We start from the raw sequence: 17792 nt of genomic DNA, 5'->3' as shown, positions 1-17792 counted from the left end.
GAACCGCTGTGAGCGGTGTCACACCACTCAGGTGGCTAGAGTGGTGTCATGCGCGACGTGGGAAGTGCCGACGCGAACGTCCGGGCCGAGATCCCGCCCGCCGCGCTCGCCGTGAAGGACTTCGTCAACTCGGCCGACCTGGCGGCCGGCACCGAGGAGCTGTCGTCGCCCGCCGCGCTGGGCGCCTGGCTGGACGCGCACGGCCTCGCCGGCCCGGCGGGCGTGCTCGACGACGCCGAGGTCGAGCGGGCCATCGCGGTCCGCGAGGGCCTGCGCCAGCTGTTGCTCGTCAACGCCGGACACGCCCCCGACGCACCCACGCTCGACCGGTTCAACGCGGCGCTCGCATCGACGGCGCTCGTCGTCCGGTTCGACGCCGCAGGCGACCGGGCGCTCGCGCCCGCGGATCCCGCCCCCGTCGCGACCGCGGTGGCCCGGTTGCTCGCCGCGGTCGACCGGGCCCGCGCCGACGGAGTCTGGGAGCGGCTCAAGGTCTGCGCGCGCGACGAGTGCCGATGGGCGTACTACGACGCGTCACGCAACCGGTCGGGACGCTGGTGCTCGATGACCGACTGCGGCAACCGCGTCAAGATGAAGCGTGCCTACGCCGCCCGGACCGGCCGCGCCTAGCCTGGACCGATGGACGTGATCGAGTGGTTGCTCGAGGGCGACCCCGCCATCCGCTGGCAGGTGCTGCGCGACCTGACGGACGCACCACCCGACGACGTCGAGGCCGAGCGGGCCCGCGTCGAGACAGAGGGGTGGGGCGCTCGGCTGCTGGCGCTCGAGGACGACGACGGGCTGTGGGCGGGCGGCGCGTGCTTCCCCGCGGGCTACGCGGGCGACGAGCCCGGTCAGCCGTGGACCGCGACGATGCACACGCTGCAGACCCTGCAGATCCTCGGCCTCGACCCGGCGTCCGCCTCGGCCCGCCGCGCCGTCGCGCTCGTCGCGGAGAACGGGAGGTGGGAGCACGCGGGCCAGCGGTACTTCGACGGCGAGGTCGAGCCTTGCATCAACGGCCGGACCATCGAGTCGGGCGCCTACTTCGGGGTGGACGTCGCCCCGCTCGTCGACCGGGTGCTGGGCGAGCGTCTGCCCGACGGCGGGTGGAACTGCGAGGTCGAGAACGGGTCGGTGCGGTCCTCGTTCGACACGACGATCGACGTGCTCGACGGGCTGCTGGTGTTCGAGCGCGCGACCGGCGGTTCGGCCGCCGTCCGCGAGGCCCGTCGGGGCGGCGAGGCGTACCTGCTCGAGCGCGGGCTGTTCCGACGCCTGAGCACTGGCGAGGTGGCCGATCCCACGTACCTCGACCTCRCGTTCCCGTACTACTGGCAGTACGACGTGCTGCGCGCGCTCGACTACTTCCGCGGCGCGGAAGTCGACCCGGACCCCCGCATGGCGGAGGCCGTCGAGCACGTCCGCTCGCGCCGGCAGCCCGACGGACGGTGGCTGCTCGACCGCGTCCCCGCGGGTCGCGTCCACTTCGAGCTCGAGGACGGCGTGGGTCGGCCGAGCCGGTGGAACACCCTGCGCGCGCTGCGGGTGCTCGCGTGGTGGGACGCCGGGAGCTGAGCGGGTGGAGAATCACCAGATGGGCGTCCCCAAGGAGACCGAGTCGAGCATCGACCTACCGGTGTCGAAGGACGTCGCCTGGGAGGCACTCACCCGAGCCGCGGGTGCCGACATGACCCTCCCGGGCACGACCTGGCACCTCGAGCACGCCGACGTGGCGATCGATTCCGCCACCCCGGGCGAGGGCGCCGGCGGCCTGGGGCGCTGGTACGGCATCGACTACCGCGTCGCCGCACACCTCGTGCCGCAGGGTGCCGGCCGGACCCTCCTGCTGCTGACCGCGGATCCCGGCGTCGAGCAGTCCGGCCTGGGCGGGGAGGTGCGTGTCTCCGCCTCGCACCGGCACGCCCGGCGCGACCTGGAGGCACTCGCGGCGGCCACGGGCGACCAGGTGACGAACGGTGGCCACGGGTAGCCGCTGCTCCTGCTAGTCGAGCTCGTCGGACGCGAGCAGCCCGACGTCCACCAGGTCGAGCGGGTGGATCCACGCGTCGGTCACGGGCACGCCCCCGGCCCGCGCGATCGCCCCGCGCAGCGGGATCGCCCAGATGTGCTCGATGAGCGCGATCGCGGCCGCGCTGCCGTCGGGGATCGAGTCCGCGACGTCCCACACCTGGGAGTCGTCGATGAGGTGGCCGTCCGACCCTGCGTCGGCGCCGGCGATGGCGCCGGCCTCGGCACCCTCCTCCCCCGCCAGGCCCAGCCCGAGGAGTGCACCGACCGTGGCACCGAACTCCTCGGCCTCGGGGATCGAGAGGTCGCTCTGCCGGAACGCCTCGATGGCCCCGGCGTCGTTCTTCTGCACGACGAGCACGTCGATCAGCCGGATCTGGTCGTTGTCGCGCAGGTAGGCGAGCTCGTCGAGGATCTCGCCGGTGAAGTTCGGCTGGTCGAAGGCGACCACGAGCAGCTGAACAGGTCCGATGGGCATGCTGATCTCCTGGGTGGGGTCTGTGGTGGGTGGTGACGGATCGGACGGGTCGCTCAGGCGTTGAGCACCTTCTGCTTCTCGGCGTCGAACTCCTCCTGCGTCAGGACGCCGGCGTCGAGGAGGCCCTTGAGCTTGGTGAGCTCCTCGTACTTGTCCTCCGGCGGTGCCGCGGGAGGCGCCTGGACCACCGGCGGCGCCTCCGCGACCGGTGCCGCCGCGGCCTGCTGCTCCGCCTCCGCCGCACCTCGAGCCTCGCCACGCTTCGACGCGACGTGGGCCGTGGCCCCCAGGACTGCGGCCCGTCTCAACATGCGCGGCATCTCGTTGCTCCTTCTGCTGGGGCTGGGCCCGGTGGCCCCGCCACGGTCTACCTCAGGCCATGCTCTGCCCGGCGTCGGCCGGGTTGCTCACCCGTACGCGCGCTCACCCGGGTGAGCGGTCGGAGGTGGCGGGCTCGTCGAGAACGACAGCACCTCGAGCCCCAGGTCGAAGAGCTGGTGCAGGACGCCCTGGACGTGCGCCTGGTCGGTCAGGCTGCCGATCAGCTCCGTCCGGCCCTCGCCTGCCGTGAGCGTCATCCCCTCGAAGGCGTCGCCGAAGCGCGCGTCGAGCTCTCCGGCGACGACGATCGTGCAGAGGACCATCTGCGCATCGTGCGCGACCGCACCCTCAGGAGGGACCACCCACGGGGCTGCTCACCCGGGTGGTCGGGTCGACCTCGTCGTCCATCGCGCGCAGCCTCGCGATCGCGGCCTCCCGTGACGCGACCCCGAGCTTGCGGTACGCGGCCTTCAGATGGGACTTCACCGTGTTGTACGAGATGAACAGCTGGTCGGCGATCTCCCGCTGCTGCAGACCGTCGGCGGCAAGGCGCAGCACGACGACCTCCCGCTCGGACAGCTCCTCCCCGAACTCGGTGGCGTGGCGGGTCGGGGCTGCCAGCTGGTCGCGGAGGGCTGCCGCGCGCACGACGAGCGCGCCGGGCCCGGGCAGCCGGTCGAGGATCTCCTGCGCCCGGTCGACGGACGCCAGCGCCGCGGCGCCCTGGCCCACGTGGCGCTGCCCTGCAGCCAGCAGCAGGAAGGCGTTGGCCAGCCAGGTGCTCCGTGGCATGTCCTCCAGGACGTCGATCGCCGACCGGTACTCGGCCAGCGCGCCCTGCGGGTCCCCGAGGCGTCGCGCGCGCTCGCCCCGAGCCAGCAGCACGATCGCGCCCGGGAGCGAGCGGTCGGCTCCGGCCACGCGGAGCACCTCGGTCACGCGGTCGAGCAGCGGGTCCGCGTGGCTCGCTGCTTCGGTCGCCGACTCCGCCAGGCCCAGGTTGCCGACGGCGAAGGCCAGCATGATCGGGTTGGCGTCGGAGATCTCGCCCACCCCGCGCTGGAGCGTCTCGCTCGCCGCGGCATCGCCGAGCAGGTACTGCGCCTGGCCCAGGCACGCGAGCGCGATGCCGTGCCAGCTGCGGTTGGGCGCCCCGGCGATCGCGCGCTGCGCCGCCGCCTGGGCCCGCGGCACGTCGTCCACACCGATGGCGCTGTCGAGGAAGTCGACCCGGAAGCCCAGCGTCAGACCACCGGAGTCCAGCGCGTCGAGGGGGCCGGTGCGCGCCACGTCGAGCCACTCCGTCGCCTCGTCGAGGCGGTTGTCCAGGCTCGCGGTGAGGGCGCGCGCGAAGGCGAGCCCAGGGTCGCGGCGCGCCTCGGGCCAGGACAGCGCCGCGAGCCAGCGGTCGAGGTTCGCGCGGCGCCCGCCGGCGGACATCGGCTGCACCTGGCCGGCGACCAGGCGAGAGGCGACCGCGACGTCGCGCGCGGCGATCGCGTGCTCCGTCGCCGCCTCGAGGTCACCGGCGGCCTCGAGCCACGCGGCGGCGCGCCCGTGCAGCACGGGGACCAGGTCGGGCCGGGTCCGCGTGAGCTCGACGCGGAGCGCCTCGCTGAACAGCTGATGGGCGTGGTACCACTCCCCCGCGCTGTCCACCGAGATGAACAGGTTCGCCCGCTCGAGGTCGGCGAGCAGCGCGCCCGACCCCGTCGTGCCGGCCACCACGTCGCACAGCGGGCCGTTGAGCCTGCCGAGGACCGAGACCTGGAGCAGGAACTCGCGCGTGGAGGGCTCGACGAGCTCGAGGACGTCCCGCGAGAGGTAGTCGACGACGTGCCGGCTGGCGCCCGAGAACTGGTCGATGAACGCCGAGCGGCCGACCGCCGGCATGAGCAGCGAGGCGAGGCGCAGCGGGGCCGGCCACCCGCCGGTCCGCTCCGTCAACCGTCGCTCCTGGTCGGACGTCAGGCCGGCGACCCCGATCCCGTCGAAGAAGCGGGTCACCTCGGCGTCGTCGAACCGGAGCCCGTCCGCGCGGACCTCGACGAGGTCACCCGAGGCCCGCAACCGGGCGATCCCCAGGGCCGGGTCCGAGCGCGTCGCGACGACGAGCTGGACGCGTGCCGGCCGGTACCGCATGAACTCCGCGAGCTGCGCACTGATCGCCGGGGTCTCGGCGCGGTGGTAGTCGTCCAGGACGAGGACGACGTCGTCGGCACCGTCGGCCAGCTCGTCGTACAGCCGCGGGAGCGCGACGTCGACGATCTGCGCCGGCCGGGCGCGCATCGCGGCCAGGGTCGCCTCGCCGACGCCCGCCTCGGCCATCGCCAGCGCGGCGACGACGTGCGTCCAGAACCGCTCCGGCTCGCCGTCGCCCGCGTCGAGCGTCACCCAGGCGAACCGCTCCGACGGATCGGCCCGGACCCACTCGGCCAGCAGGGTGGTCTTCCCGTACCCCGCGGGCGCCGAGACCAGGGTCAGCGGGTGACCGCGCCCCTCGCGCAGCGTCTCCAGGAGCGCGGGTCGCGGCACAGAGCCGCGCGGCGGTCGGGGCGGGGCGAGCTTCGCCCGGACCACGCCGAGACCCAGCGTCCGCCGTGACATGTCTGCCTGCTCCGAGCCGATGTCGTGCACCACGAACTCTCCCCAGGGCCGCTTGAGTTGAACCCTAGTCCGCGAAGGTGTCGGACCGGGCACATCGGTCATCCGGGTCCCGGTCACCCGGGTGAACGTGGCGAGGGGTGATCACGCACCCCGACCGGCCGTCGGACGATCGCACCGAGCCCCCGACACGGGTCTCGCGACCGCCCGCGCACGCGACGGGTGCTCGTCTCCACCACGAAGGAGCCCGCCATGGACCTGTCCGCGACGTTCGGAAGCGGTGACGTGCTGCTCTGGATGCTGGAGTTCTTCCTCTTCATCATCTGGTTCTGGCTGCTGATCGCCATCTTCGGCGACCTGTTCCGCGATCCCGACACCGGTGGCGGCGCGAAGGCCCTGTGGGTCGTGCTGCTGATCCTGCTGCCGTTCCTGGGCATCCTGCTCTACCTCATCGTCCGGGGTAAGGGCATGGGCGAACGCCAGGCCAAGCAGATGCAGGCGGCCCAGTCCGCGTTCGACGACCGGATCCGCACCGCGACCGCGTCGTCGCCGTCGTCCTCGCCGGCCGACCAGATCGCCCAGGCCAAGGCCCTGCTCGACTCCGGTGCCATCGACCAGGCCGAGTTCGCGAAGCTCAAGGCCGCGGCGCTCGGATCCTGACCACCTACCGAGAAGCGAGGACGATCTGATGACCGAGACATCGCTGGACAAGCTGGGGCCCGTCGACTACGTCGTCGTGGAGTTCCCGGCCGGCGAGAGCAGCTTCACCGGGGAGATGGTCGACGAGCTGATCAAGCTCGTCGACGCCGGGACCATCCGCGTGATCGACGTGCTGGTGCTGACCAAGAACGAGGACGGGTCGGTGGAGGCGATCGAGCTGTCCGACATCCCCCAGCTGGGCGAGCTGCAGAAGATCGAGGCCGAGCTGGCCGAGCTCCTCGCGGCCGACGACGTGGAGAACCTCGCCGCCGCGATGGACCCCGGCACGGTCGCCGGCGTCCTGATCTGGGAGAACCTGTGGGCCGCGGGCTTCGCGTCCGCCGCCCGTCGCGCCGGAGGCCAGCTCATCGCCGACGGCCGCATCCCCATCCAGGCGATCATCGCGTCGATCGAAGCCGACGCCGCACTCGAGGAGGTCTGACATGCCGCTCCGCCCAGCCCGCATCGGGAGGGTCGGCGTCATCGGCCACCCCGTCGCCAAGACCGCCGTCGTCGCCAAGGCGATCACGCCCGGCCCCGCTCCGGTCGCCAAGACCGCCGTCGTCGCGGCGGCCGTGACCCCCGGGCGCCGACGCCGCATCTAGTGGGCCCGACCCGCCACCACCGAGAGGGAGGCGCATGAGCGAGAACCGCAGCGACCTGGCCGTCGGCCTGAGCGTCTTCGCCGGGACCCTGATGGTCCTGATCGGGATCCTGCACGCGATCCAGGGCGTGGTCGCCCTGGTCAACGACACGTTCTTCGTGGTCGGGCCGGAGTGGACGTTCCAGTTCGACGTCACCACCTGGGGCTGGATCCATCTGCTGGTCGGCATCCTCGTCGCGTTCGCCGGCTTCTTCGTCTTCCGTGGCGCGATCTGGGCTCGCACCGTCGGCGTGCTGCTCGCCGCGTTCAGCGCGATCGTCAACTTCACCTGGCTGCCGTACTACCCGGTCTGGGCCCTCGTGGTCATCGCGCTCGACGTCTTCGTGATCTGGGCCCTGACGGTCCACGGTCGCGACGTCGCCGCCTGAGCGCACCGCCTCATGGGATCACCGGACGGCATCGCCGGGGTCTTCGACCGCGCCGCCGCGACATACGACGACGTGGGCGTGCCGTGGTTCGGGCCGATCGCCGCCGGTCTGGTCGACGAGCTCGCGGTCGCTTCCGGCGAGCGGGTGCTCGATGTCGGCTGCGGTCGCGGCGCCGCGCTGGCACCGTTGGCGCGGGCGGCGGGTCCTGCCGGGTACGCGCTCGGCATCGACCTGGCTCCCGCGATGGTCGAGCTCACCGCGCGCGACCTGGCGGACCTCCCGCAGGTCGAGGTCCGGGTCGACGACGCGCGCGCGCCGGACCTCCCCCCGTCGTCCTTCGACGTCGTGGCGTCCTGCCTGGTGCTCTTCTTCCTGCCCGACCCCGCGGACGCCCTGCACGCGTGGACAGGGCTCCTGCGGCCCGGTGGCCGGCTCGGCGTGACGACGTTCGGGGAGCAGGACGAGGGCTGGCGGGCCGTCGACGCGCTGTTCGACCCCTACCTGCCGCCCGCGATGCTCGACGCCCGCACGAGCGGCCGGCGCGGGCCGTTCTCGTCGGACGGCGGCATGACGGACCTGTGCGACGGCGCCGGCCTGGTCGACGTCCGGACGGTGCACCGCACGGTCGAGGCCACCTTTCGCGACCCCGAGCACTTCCTCGAGTTCTCGTGGTCGCACGGTCAGCGCGCGATGTGGGAGGCCGTCCCGCCGGGCGGCCGCGACACGGTGCGCTCCGACGTGCTCGACGCGCTGGCGGGCCTGCGCGACGCCTCCGGCCGCATCGTCCTCGGACAGGACGTGCGGCACACCCTCGCCCGGCGGCCCTGACCGATTGCGCCGGCGGCGAACCTGGGGCATATCCGCCCCGCCGCGCTCGCTGTACCCGCCGTGGAGTCTGAGCCCCTGGACGCGTACTCGCGCACGGTCGTCGCCGTCGCGGAGGCCGTGCTGCCCAGCGTCGCGAGCCTGACCGTGCGCACCGCGCGCGGCACGGGCGCCGGCAGCGCGAGCGTCATCACCACCGACGGGTACCTGCTCACCAGCGCGCACGTGGTGGCCGGCGCGACCCTGGCCGAGGCGGCGTTCAGCGACGGMACGACGCTGCCGGCGGACGTCGTCGGGCGCGACCCGCTCTCGGACCTGGCCGTGCTGCTGGCACGGGGCGACGTGCCCGCGCCCGTCGAGCTCGGCGACGCCGCCGGGCTGCGCGTGGGCCAGCTGGTCATCGCGCTGGGCAACCCGCTGGGCCTGGCCGGGAGCGTGACGGCCGGCATCGTGTCGGCTCTCGGCCGGTCGCTCCCGACGGCCTCGGGCCGCGTGGTCGACGAGGTCGTGCAGACCGACGCCGCGCTGAACCCCGGCAACAGCGGCGGCGTGCTGGCGGACAGCGCCGGTCGGATGGTCGGCGTGAACACCGCCCTCGCCGGGATCGGCGTGGGCCTGGCGGTGCCGATCAACGCCACGACGCGGGAGATCATCACGACGCTCATGACCCGCGGCCGGGTGCGCCGGGCGTGGCTGGGCATCATCGGCGCGCAGGTGCCCCTCCCGCCCCAGCTCGCCGAGCGGATCGGCTCCCCCACCGGGCTGCAGATCGCCGGCGTCCAGCCCGGCAGCCCGGCCGCCCAGGCCGACCTGCACCGCGGCGACATCGTGGTCGAGCTGGACGGCAGCCGGGTGGTCACCTCCACCGCCGTGCAGAAGCTCATGGTCGAGGACGCCATCGACCGCCGGATCGAGGTCACGGTCTGGCGCAACGGCGCCCTGGTCGACGTGCTCGTGTTCCCGCGGGAGCTGGTCACCTAACCGGCTGCGAGGTGCTCCGCGCTCCGGTACGCCAGGGCGAGGATGGTCAGCACGGGGTTGAACCCGCCGTTCGTCACGTGCACCGACCCGTCCATGACCCAGAGGTTGTCGTGGCCGTGCACCCGGCCGTGGGGGTCGGTGACCGAGGTCGCGGGGTCGTCGCCCATGCGGCAGGTCCCCGCCTGGTGCTGGCCCGCGGTGACCCCGGTGGGCGCCGGACCTGCCGGCCAGACGCGCGTGGCACCGGAGGCGTCGAGCCACTCGAGCGCGGCCGCCTCCTGCCGGAGCGCGGTGGTGAGCGTCACCGGGTGCTGACGCCCGGAGAGGCGGGCGACGGGCATCCCGTGCCGGTCGACCAGCCGGGGGTCGAGCGTGACGCGCAGGTCGGGCATCGGGATCTCCTGCACGGGTCCGACCACGTGGCTGGTGCGCCGGTACAGGTCGCGCATCGCGTGCTTGCCGGACAGGCCCCACCGCGGCGCGTCGGGCGGGAGCGCGGCGAGCCAGTGGGCGATCGGCAGCTTGATGACCTCGTTGGCCAGCACGCCGGCGCCGATCGTGCCGGGGAGCCCGTTGACGTAGTCGCAGGTCGCGATCCGCACGTTCGGACCCGGCCCGTCGATGACCGGCTCGTCGAACAGCCCGAAGCCGCCGACGTACGGGTGGCCCTGCAGGTGGCGCCCCACCTGGTCGCTGTGGTTGCCGAGGCCGTCGGGGTGGGCCGCCGACCGGCTGGCCAGCAGGAGCCGCGCCGTCTCGATCGCGGAGCAGGCGAGCACGACATGGCCCGCCTCGATCGCGCGGCGGCCGCCCGTCGCCTCGTCGACCACCAGGACACCCGTGACCGACCCGGTGGGGCCCGTGCGCACCTCGAGCACACGCGCGCCGGTCACCAGGACGCACCCGGCGGCGACGGCGGCGGGCAGGACCGTGTTGTACGGACCGTTCTTCGCGTCGCTCGGGCAGGCGAACCCCACGCACTGGCCGCACTGCACGCAGCGCCCCCGGCCGCCCCGCGGAACCGAGTTGATGAGCAGCGGGACCGGGCCCGTGGACAGCCCGAGCAGCTCGGCGCCGCGGCGCAGGAGTCGGGCCTCGGTGTTGTCCGGCAGCGGCGGCATCGGGTACTCGGCGGACCGCGCGCCCTGGTTGCGGTGCGCGGCGCCGTCGCCCGACACCCCGAGCTCCTGCTCGACCCGCGTGTAGAAGGGCTCGAGCTCGGCGTAGTCGAGGGGCCAGTCGGCGAGAGAGCTGCCCTCGGGCACGCCGTGGGTGCTCGCGAGCCGGAAGTCCTGCGGGGTCAGCCGCCACGCCATGCCCTGGTAGACGCGCGTGCCGCCGCCCACCGTGTGCGGCAGCGCGCCGTAGCCCGGTCCCCACGGCGGCTCGACGCGCTCGGTGCCGTCGGGGTCGACGACCACCCGCGGGCCGCCGTCCTCGAGGTAGGGCGGCGTGTTGTGGCCGTACCGGCTGACCCGGAAGTTCCGCAGGTGGTCGTTGCCCACCTGGTCGTACGTGAGCAGCTCGCCGCGTTCCAGCAGCAGCACCCGCAGTCCCGCGCGGGTGAGCACCGCGGCCGCGACTCCCCCGCCGGCCCCGGCGCCGACCACGACGACGTCGTAGCGGTCGGCCGCGTCCGACAGACGCCGGGTCGGGAGCGGCGGCGGACCGAGCGGACCGGGGTCGCGCCGCGGGCGGGGGTCGTAGCCGACCATGGCCCACCCCGGGGCGTCGCGAGCGCCGTAGTACTGCTCTGCGACCAGCTGGATCATCGTCCGCGCGAAGGCCGCGGCGTCGACCGGCCACGACGCCGCCGTGCGGCCCGCCAGGAGGTCCTCGACGGACTCGTCGGCCAGGTGCGCGAAGCCGGGCGCCAGCAGCGTCGTCCACGGTTCGCCGTCGGCGCCGGCCCGAAGCGCGTCGACCACGCCGGCCTGCGACGCCGACGGGAAGTCGTCCTCCGGCACCAGGCGGTCGACGAAGGCGGCGACCTGCGTCCAGTCGATGCGCACGACGCCAGTGTCGCGCCTGCGGGGGCGGCTCGGTCGAACGCGGTGACCGACGCCTCTATGTTGTGACGGTGGCCAGTGACACCACCACAGGCGCTCGTCGCCCTGGACGCCTCGGACCGCGGCCTCGGCCACGTGGTCATCGTGGTCAGCCCGAGCAAGCTGCGACAGTTCGCGCCGGCGGCCTGAGGTGTCACGGTCCCGGGTCCGGCACGGTCGAGAGGGTATGAGCGTGACGAAGAGGATCGTGGTCGTCGGCGGTGGCTACTCCGGGTTCTACGCGGCGTGGAACCTGGAGAAGAAGCTGCGTCGCGACGAGGCGCAGATCACCGTGATCGACCCGCGCCCGTACATGACCTACCAGCCGTTCCTGCCCGAGGTGATGGCCGGCTCGATCGAGGCGCGCCACGCGGCAGTCTCGCTGCGCCGGCACCTCAAGCGCACGCGGATCCTCACCGGGCAGGTCACCAGGGTCGAGCACGCGCGCAAGACGGTCGTGGTGCGCCCGACCGACGGTGACGACCTCGAGCTTGCGTACGACCTCGTCGTCGTCACCGCCGGCGCCGTCACGCGCACGTTCCCCATCCCGGGCGTCGCCGAGAACGCGATCGGCATGAAGCACGTCGAGGAGGCGGTCGCCATCCGCGACAGCCTGCTCACCGCGTTCGACCGCGCGTCGGGGCTGCCCCCGGGCCCGGAGCGTCGGCGGCTCCTCACCGTGACGTTCGTGGGCGGTGGGTTCTCGGGCGTCGAGGGCTTCGGCGAGCTGTTGTCCCTGGCCACCGGGCTGCTGCGCTCCTACCCGGAGCTGAGGCCCACGGACCTCAGGTTCCACCTGGTCGAGGCCGCGGGCCGGATCCTGCCCGAGGTGACCGACGGTCCGGGGAGGTGGGTGGTCCGCAACCTCGAGTCCCGCGGCGCGCACGTGCACCTGAACACGCAGCTGGTGTCGGCCGTGGACGGGCACGTGGTGCTCTCGACGGGCGAGGAGCTCGACTCCGAGCTGATCGTCTGGGCCGCCGGCAACGCCGCCAACCCGGTGGTCGCCCAGCACACGGACCTCCCGGTCGACGAGCGCGGGTACCTGGTGGTCGGGGCGGACCTGCGGGTCGGCCCGCGGGGCGCGCCCGTGGCCGACGCGTGGGCGGCGGGCGACGACGCCGCCGTCCCGGACCTAGCCGCGGACCTGCCGGGCCGGCGCACCGTGCCGAACGCGCAGCACGCCGTCCGCCAGGGCCGGCACCTCGCCATGAACATCGCGGCTGTCCTGCGCGGGCAGGAGACGACGGACTACGTGCACGAGAGCCTCGGGGTCGTCGCKACGCTCGGGATCGGTCAGGGGATCTTCCAGTACCGCCGCATCGTCGTGAAGGGCCTCCCCGCCTGGCTCATGCACCGCGGCTACCACGTGCTGGCCGTGCCCACGTGGGAGCGCAAGGTCCGGGTGCTGGCCGGGTGGCTGGCGATGGGCGTCTTCGGGCGCGACATCGTGTCGCTCGCGAACGTCCAGCACCCCCGCGACGCGTTCGTCCGCGGCGGCGTTCCCGACTAGGTGCGGGGCTGCACCCTGAGCCCGACCGCTCCCCCGTCGACGCCCAGCAGCGTGCCCGTGGTGGACCCGGCAAGCGGGCTGGCCAGGTACGCGATGGCGTGCGCGACCTCGTCGGCGGACACCAGGCGCCCGATCGGCTGGCGGGCGCGCAGCGCGGCGGCCGCCGCCTGCGGGTCGTCCGCGGCCGCCAGGAGCCGCTCGACCCAGGGGGTCTGGGTAGTGCTCGGGAGCACCGCGTTGACGCGGATCCCCTCGTGCACGTGGTCGGCGGCCATCGCCAGCGTGAGCGCGGCGATCGCGCCCTTGCTGGCCGAGTACAGGGCGCGCTGCGGGTAGCCGGCGGCGGCGACCATCGAGCAGGTGTGCACGATCGCCGCGCTGCTCGACGCCCGCAGGTGCGGCAGCGCCGCGCGGGACACCCGGGCGGTGCCGACGACGTTGACGTCGAGCACGCGCGTCCACTCGGCGTCGTCGTTGGCCGCGACGTCCCCGACCGCGCCGATCCCCGCGTTGTTCACCAGCACGTCGAGACCGCCGAACGCCTCGACCACGCGCGCGACGGCGTCGTCCACGGCCGCGCGGTCGGCGATGTCGCAGACGACACCGAGATCGCTTGCGGAGTGCTCGCCCGCGGTCGGGTCGAGGCTGGCCACCCGTGCGCCGCGCGCCTGCAGGAGCGCGACGGTGGCGGCGCCGATGCCGCTCTCCCCGCCGGTCACGATCGCGGTCAGTCCGGCGAAGTCGGTCATGTCGTCTCCTGGGGGTGGACCAGCACCTTGCTGGCGGTGAGCTCGCCCCGGGCCAGGGCGCGGAAGGTGTCGGGCGCCTGGTCGAGGTCGACGTGCGCCTCGACGAGCGGTCCCAGCGCGGCGGCGTGGTCGCCCACCCAGGCGGCGGTCTCGACGAAGGCGCCGTCGTCGTAGGAGAACGTGCCGATGATCGAGCGCTCGCCGGTGCTGACGGCGTACGCGGCGAGGTCCACGGTCGGCGCCGCCATGCCCACCAGGACGATGCGCGCGCCCGGTGCCGACACCTCGAGCGCCGTGGCCAGCGTGCGGCTGGACCCGACGGCGTCCACGACGAGCGTCGGGCGCCGCGAGCCGAGGCCGTCCGGGTGCACCGCGGCGAAGCCGAGGCGCGCGAGCAGGTCCCGCCGGTGCGCGTCGAGCTCCGCCACGACCACGTCCGCGGCGCCGAGCCGACGGGCCGCGAGCGCGACGGCCTGGCCGATCGGCCCGCCGCCGATCACCAGGAGCTCGTCGCCCTCCACGAGACCGCCCCGCTGGACCGCGTGGAAACCGACGGCGAGCGGCTCAACGAGCGCGCCGAGGTCGGGCGGGGTGCCCTCGGGCAGCGGGACGACGTTGCGCGTGGGCGCGACCATCCGCTCGGCGAACGCCGCGCTGAGCTCGGGCTGGACGCCGATCACCCGCCGCTGGAGGCAGCGCTGCGCCTGGCCGGCGGCGCACGCGGCGCAGTGCCCGCACCCGAGCACCGGGTTCACCGTGACCACGCGTCCGGGGGCGTGCGTGCCCGTGCGGTCCACCACCACGCGCGCCACCGTCTCGTGGCCCATCACCTGACCCGGATGCCGCCGGCCGGTGTCGCCGGTGTACCCGTGCAGGTCGGAGCCGCAGATACCGGTGGCCAGGATCTCCACCAGCGTGTCGGTGGGTCCCGGCGTCGGCTCGGGCCGGTCCTCGACCGCCATGTCCCAGGGTCCGCGGAAGACGAGTGCGCGCATGGTTCAGCTCCTCGGGTCGACGTGGGTCTTCGGTGCGGCGCCCCAGCTGCGGCCGCCGAGGACGTCGGCGACGTCGTCGAGCCCCAGGGTCGCGGCGACGAGCGGGCGGGGGTCGACCGCGCCGGAGGCGTAGAGGTCGACGATGCCCGCGAGGCCGCCCGACGCGCTGAGCACGCCGACGGCGGTGACGTCCTTGAGCGCGAGCAGGCGGGTGTCGACCAGGCTCGGCTCGGTCGACAGCCCGATGTAGACCACGCGGCGACCGGGCTCGACGAGCTCCGCCGCCAGGGCCGGCACCGCCGGGCCGTTCGTCGCGTCGATCACGGCGTCCCACGGCAGGTCCGGCAGGGTCTTGCGGGTCCACACGCGCTCGAAGCCGATCGACCGCGCGAAGGCGGTCGACGTCGCGCTGCGACCCATGAGGTGCACCTCGACGCCCTGTGCCGTGGCGATCTGCGCCGCGAGCAGGCCGATGGCGCCGGGTCCGAGCACGAGCAGCCGCTCGCCGGGCTCGAGCGCCGCGCCGCGGACCGCCCGCAGCGCGTTCCCGCCCGGCTCGACGAGCGCGCCGAGCGTCGCGTCGACGGTGTCGGGCAACCGCTGCAACGCCGTCACCGGCACGGGCAGCTGCTCGGCGAGCGCGCCGGGCCATCCCCCGCTGATGCCGATCTCGAAGCGGTCCGCGCAGACGTGCTGGCGCCCGCTCCGGCATCGCGCGCAGCGTCCGCAGCCGAGCATCGTGTCGCCCGTGACCCGTCGCCCGAGCCAGGCGGCGTCGACGCCGTCGCCGACCGCGGACACGGTCCCGCACCACTCGTGCCCGAGCCGCAGGGGGTACTCGGCGAGCCCGGTAGCCAGGTACTGCATCTCGCCCGTGAAGAACTCGACGTCCGTGCCGCAGACACCCACCCGTTCGACGTCGACCACCACCTGGCCGGCGCGGACGTCCGGCGGGACGACGTCCTGGACCTCCCCCGCCCGGGGACCGGTGAGCACGAACGCCCGCATCAGCGCGGAGCCACCACGACCTGGCGCTGGGCGCCCAGACCGTCGATGCCCAGCTCGACCACGTCGCCGGGCTGCAGGTAGACCGGCGGCCTCAGGCCCATACCGACGCCAGGCGGGGTGCCGGTATTGATGAGGTCGCCGGGCTCCAGCACCATGAACTGGCTGAGGTACCGGACGATCTCGAACGGATCGAACACCATCGTCGACGTGCTGCCGTCCTGCCGCCGCACACCGTTGACGTCGAGCCACATCCGCAGGTCGAGCACGTCGTCGATCTCGTCGGGCGTCGCCAGCCAGGGCCCCGCCGGGTTGAAGGTCTCGGCCGACTTGCCCTTCGACCACTGCCCGCCGCGCTCGATCTGGAACGCCCGCTCGCTCACGTCGTTGCAGACCACGTACCCGGCGATCGCGTCGCGCGCCGCGTCGTGGTCCTCCAGGTAGCTCGCCCGCCGACCGATCACGACGCCGAGCTCCACCTCCCAGTCCAGCTTCGTCGAACCGCGGGGCTGCCGGAGGTCGTCGTGCGGCCCGACCAGGGTGTTCGGTGACTTGGTGAACAGGATCGGCTCGTCGGGGACCGCCTGGCCCGTCTCGGCGGCGTGGTCGCGGTAGTTCAGCCCGATGCACAGGATCTGGTGGGGCCGGGCGATCGGCGCGCCGACCCGCAACCCCTGCAGCTGCTCCACCCGGCCGGCGGCGACCCGCTCGGCGACCACGTCGCGCAACGCGTCGAGGCCGCCCGCCAGGAGGGCACCGTCGACGTCCTGCACGACGTCCGACACGTCGACGTAGGTGTTGTCGCCCACGCGGACGGCGGGCTGCTCGGCTCCGGGCGGTCCGAGGCGCATGAGGTGCATGAGGGTCTCCAGGTCAGGGGCCGGACCAGGGCGTCACCGGGTGCCCGGCGACGCCGACGTGGGCGAGGAACAACCGACCGGAGTCGGGGAACGCGGCGAGGTCGGCCGACGCCAGCTGCGCGGTGGCCGTGGTGACGAGCAGACGGTCCAGGCGGTCGCCGACGAACGCGACGCTCGCGGTGTGCGGCGCGGGCACGTCGACGATCCCGACGAGCTCGCCGGACGGCGTGTACCGGCGGACCTGACCCGCACCCCACATCGCGATCCAGAGGTGGTCCTCGGCGTCGACGCACAGCCCGTCGGGCGACTCGTCGTCGAACCGGAGCCAGTCCTGTCGGGCGCCCACGGCACCGGTCGCCGCGTCGTAGGTGCGGACGTGGACCACGTGGCTGGCGGTGTCGGCGGAGTAGAACAGACCGCCGTCGACGCTCCAGGCGAGCCCGTTGGACAGGCCGAGGTCGTCGTCGAGCACGGTGGTGGACCCGTCGGGCTCGAGGCGGACCAGCCGCTGGCCGCCGTTGACGCCGTCGAGCGCGAGGGTGCCCACCAGGAACCTGCCCGCGGGGTCGCACGCGCCGTCGTTGAGCCGGCGAGGGCCGTCGGTCACGCGGCCGCCGGGAAAGGTCCGCTGCGCGCCGGCGACCAGCAGCTCCCCGTCGGCGGAGCAGACCACCGCGCCCACGGTGCCGTCGACGTGCGTGCTGCGCACGGGGACCACGCGGTCGCCCTCGAGCCGGCCCTCGTGCACGGTGCCCCTGTCGACGTCGACCCAGAGCACCCGCGCCCGCGGCGCGTCCCACAGGGGCCCCTCGCCGAGGCCGTAGATGGCGTTCGACGCGACGGCGGCCGTCCACCGGGTCGGGCTCACCGGTCCGCCTCCAGCGTCGCGCGGATGGCCGGCAGGGCAGCGACGAGGTCGGCGAGCGGCGTGCGGTACTGCGGCGCCGAGACGCTGACCGCCCCGCTCGGCCGCGTCGGGGACGTGAGGAAGGCCGGCACGGCGACGCAGACGATGCCCGGCTCGTTCTCCTGGTCGTCGACGGCGTAGCCCTGCGCCCGGATGGTCCGCAGCTCCGCCGCGAGCGCGTCGGCGGAGGTCAGGGTGTGGGCGGTGCGCCGCTCGAGGGTGCGGTCCCCCACCCACCGCGCGACGGCGTCGTCGTCGGGCAGGGCCCACGACAGCAGCAGCTTGCCGACGCCCGTGCAGTGCGCGGGGTTGCGCCCGCCGACGGTCGAGGTGAGCCGCACAGCGCCGGACGGCGGGTCGACCTTGGAGCGGTAGACGACGTCGTCGCCGTCGAGGACCGCGTAGTGCGCCGTCTCGCCGTAGCGCTCGGCCAGCTCGGTGAGCACCGGGGTGATGCGCAGGTGGTCGGGCCGGGCCTCGTGGTGCGCGAACGCGAGCCGCAGGAACTCGTCGCCCAGCACGTAGCGGCCGCGGCCGTCCCGCGACGCGAACCCGAACCGGCAGAGGGAGGCCAGCGCGCGGTGCACGGTGGGCTTGGGGCTCGCGGCGGCGCGCGCCATGTCCTCGAGCGCGATGCCGTCCGGGTGGCGGGCCAGCTCGGCCAGGATGCCGAGCACGCGATCCGACCCCACGAGGGTGCGTGCGCCGTCGTCCGCCATGGGGGTACCGTACCCATGTTCCACA

At 74.1% G+C, this 17792-nt stretch carries 21 protein-coding genes; 10 read left to right on the top strand and 11 right to left on the bottom strand.

Annotation, left to right across the window (positions count from 1 at the left end):
- Positions 1–48: 48 nt before the first annotated feature.
- From ACXJKA_RS06870 to ACXJKA_RS06860, 3 genes are read left to right on the top strand one after another with little or no spacing between them, the layout of a single operon-like run.
- The gene (locus ACXJKA_RS06870; RefSeq protein ID WP_456824440.1) at positions 49–630 is read left to right on the top strand and encodes a CGNR zinc finger domain-containing protein; all 582 of its coding nucleotides are present in this window, start codon (positions 49–51) and stop codon (positions 628–630) included.
- Positions 631–639: 9 nt separating this feature from the next.
- Complete coding sequence (locus ACXJKA_RS06865) at positions 640–1578, top strand: hypothetical protein (RefSeq protein ID WP_456824439.1); 939 nt, start codon at positions 640–642, stop codon at positions 1576–1578.
- A gap of 19 nt (positions 1579–1597) precedes the next feature.
- Positions 1598–1993, top strand: a complete 396-nt coding sequence (locus ACXJKA_RS06860) for a hypothetical protein (RefSeq protein ID WP_456824438.1) — start codon at positions 1598–1600, stop codon at positions 1991–1993.
- Positions 1994–2005: 12 nt separating this feature from the next.
- On the opposite strand, the gene ACXJKA_RS06855 is transcribed toward ACXJKA_RS06860, so the two are convergent.
- The 4 genes from ACXJKA_RS06855 to ACXJKA_RS06840 all read right to left on the bottom strand — a co-directional run bounded on the left by ACXJKA_RS06855 (position 2006) and on the right by ACXJKA_RS06840 (position 5470).
- The gene (locus tag ACXJKA_RS06855; protein WP_456824437.1) at positions 2006–2509 is read right to left on the bottom strand and encodes a hypothetical protein; all 504 of its coding nucleotides are present in this window, start codon (positions 2507–2509) and stop codon (positions 2006–2008) included.
- A 53-nt stretch (positions 2510–2562) separates the two neighbouring features.
- Entirely contained in the window at positions 2563–2829 is a 267-nt protein-coding gene (locus ACXJKA_RS06850) for an SHOCT domain-containing protein (protein WP_456824436.1), read from the bottom strand.
- Positions 2830–2916: 87 nt separating this feature from the next.
- Positions 2917–3153: a hypothetical protein gene (locus ACXJKA_RS06845; RefSeq protein ID WP_456824435.1), complete on the bottom strand. Its 237-nt coding sequence runs from the start codon at positions 3151–3153 to the stop codon at positions 2917–2919.
- A gap of 25 nt (positions 3154–3178) precedes the next feature.
- A complete protein-coding gene (locus tag ACXJKA_RS06840) occupies positions 3179–5470 on the bottom strand; it encodes a LuxR C-terminal-related transcriptional regulator (protein WP_456824434.1) in 2292 nt (763 codons plus the stop codon).
- 216 nt (positions 5471–5686) lie between these two features.
- On the opposite strand from ACXJKA_RS06840, the gene ACXJKA_RS06835 reads away from it, so the two are divergent.
- Genes ACXJKA_RS06835 through ACXJKA_RS06810 form a run of 6 tightly spaced genes read left to right on the top strand, consistent with a single transcriptional unit; the run spans position 5687 to position 8971 of the window.
- Complete coding sequence (locus ACXJKA_RS06835; protein ID WP_456824433.1) at positions 5687–6094, top strand: PLDc N-terminal domain-containing protein; 408 nt, start codon at positions 5687–5689, stop codon at positions 6092–6094.
- Between the two features lie 28 nt (positions 6095–6122).
- Positions 6123–6575, top strand: coding sequence for a DUF6325 family protein (locus ACXJKA_RS06830; protein ID WP_456824432.1), 453 nt, complete (start codon positions 6123–6125; stop codon positions 6573–6575).
- Between the two features lies 1 nt (position 6576).
- On the top strand, positions 6577–6738 hold the full coding sequence (locus ACXJKA_RS06825) for a hypothetical protein (RefSeq protein WP_456824431.1): 162 nt from the start codon (positions 6577–6579) through the stop codon (positions 6736–6738).
- A 34-nt stretch (positions 6739–6772) separates the two neighbouring features.
- Entirely contained in the window at positions 6773–7165 is a 393-nt protein-coding gene (locus ACXJKA_RS06820; protein ID WP_456824430.1) for a DUF7144 family membrane protein, read from the top strand.
- A 12-nt stretch (positions 7166–7177) separates the two neighbouring features.
- Positions 7178–7993 carry a class I SAM-dependent methyltransferase gene (locus tag ACXJKA_RS06815; RefSeq protein ID WP_456824429.1) on the top strand — a complete coding sequence of 272 codons (816 nt, stop codon included), beginning with the start codon at positions 7178–7180 and terminating at the stop codon, positions 7991–7993.
- A 60-nt stretch (positions 7994–8053) separates the two neighbouring features.
- A complete protein-coding gene (locus tag ACXJKA_RS06810; protein WP_456824428.1) occupies positions 8054–8971 on the top strand; it encodes a S1C family serine protease in 918 nt (305 codons plus the stop codon).
- Here the strand turns inward: ACXJKA_RS06810 and ACXJKA_RS06805 are convergent.
- On the bottom strand, positions 8968–10983 hold the full coding sequence (locus ACXJKA_RS06805) for a GMC oxidoreductase (protein ID WP_456824427.1): 2016 nt from the start codon (positions 10981–10983) through the stop codon (positions 8968–8970). The genes ACXJKA_RS06810 and ACXJKA_RS06805 overlap by 4 nt on opposite strands.
- Positions 10984–11212: 229 nt before the next feature.
- On the opposite strand from ACXJKA_RS06805, the gene ACXJKA_RS06800 reads away from it, so the two are divergent.
- Entirely contained in the window at positions 11213–12532 is a 1320-nt protein-coding gene (locus ACXJKA_RS06800; RefSeq protein ID WP_456824426.1) for an NAD(P)/FAD-dependent oxidoreductase, read from the top strand.
- On the opposite strand, the gene ACXJKA_RS06795 is transcribed toward ACXJKA_RS06800, so the two are convergent.
- The 6 genes from ACXJKA_RS06795 to ACXJKA_RS06770 are packed head-to-tail and all read right to left on the bottom strand — an operon-like array spanning position 12529 to position 17767.
- On the bottom strand, positions 12529–13281 hold the full coding sequence (locus ACXJKA_RS06795) for an SDR family NAD(P)-dependent oxidoreductase (RefSeq protein WP_456824425.1): 753 nt from the start codon (positions 13279–13281) through the stop codon (positions 12529–12531). The genes ACXJKA_RS06800 and ACXJKA_RS06795 overlap by 4 nt on opposite strands.
- Complete coding sequence (locus tag ACXJKA_RS06790) at positions 13278–14276, bottom strand: zinc-dependent alcohol dehydrogenase (RefSeq protein WP_456824424.1); 999 nt, start codon at positions 14274–14276, stop codon at positions 13278–13280. The genes ACXJKA_RS06795 and ACXJKA_RS06790 overlap by 4 nt, the downstream gene beginning before the upstream one ends.
- Positions 14277–14279: 3 nt before the next feature.
- Positions 14280–15284 carry a zinc-dependent alcohol dehydrogenase gene (locus ACXJKA_RS06785; protein WP_456824423.1) on the bottom strand — a complete coding sequence of 335 codons (1005 nt, stop codon included), beginning with the start codon at positions 15282–15284 and terminating at the stop codon, positions 14280–14282.
- Positions 15284–16141, bottom strand: coding sequence for a fumarylacetoacetate hydrolase family protein (locus tag ACXJKA_RS06780; RefSeq protein ID WP_456824422.1), 858 nt, complete (start codon positions 16139–16141; stop codon positions 15284–15286). The genes ACXJKA_RS06785 and ACXJKA_RS06780 overlap by 1 nt, the downstream gene beginning before the upstream one ends.
- A gap of 13 nt (positions 16142–16154) precedes the next feature.
- Positions 16155–17009 carry an SMP-30/gluconolactonase/LRE family protein gene (locus ACXJKA_RS06775; protein ID WP_456824421.1) on the bottom strand — a complete coding sequence of 285 codons (855 nt, stop codon included), beginning with the start codon at positions 17007–17009 and terminating at the stop codon, positions 16155–16157.
- Positions 17006–17767, bottom strand: a complete 762-nt coding sequence (locus tag ACXJKA_RS06770; RefSeq protein ID WP_456824420.1) for an IclR family transcriptional regulator — start codon at positions 17765–17767, stop codon at positions 17006–17008. Before ACXJKA_RS06770 ends, ACXJKA_RS06775 begins: the two co-directional genes overlap by 4 nt.
- Positions 17768–17792: the final 25 nt, after the last annotated feature.

The organism is Cellulomonas sp. P5_E12, assembly GCF_054049315.1.
Note: the sequence above shows the minus strand (reverse complement) of the source record. Positions and strands in the feature narration are given on the sequence as shown.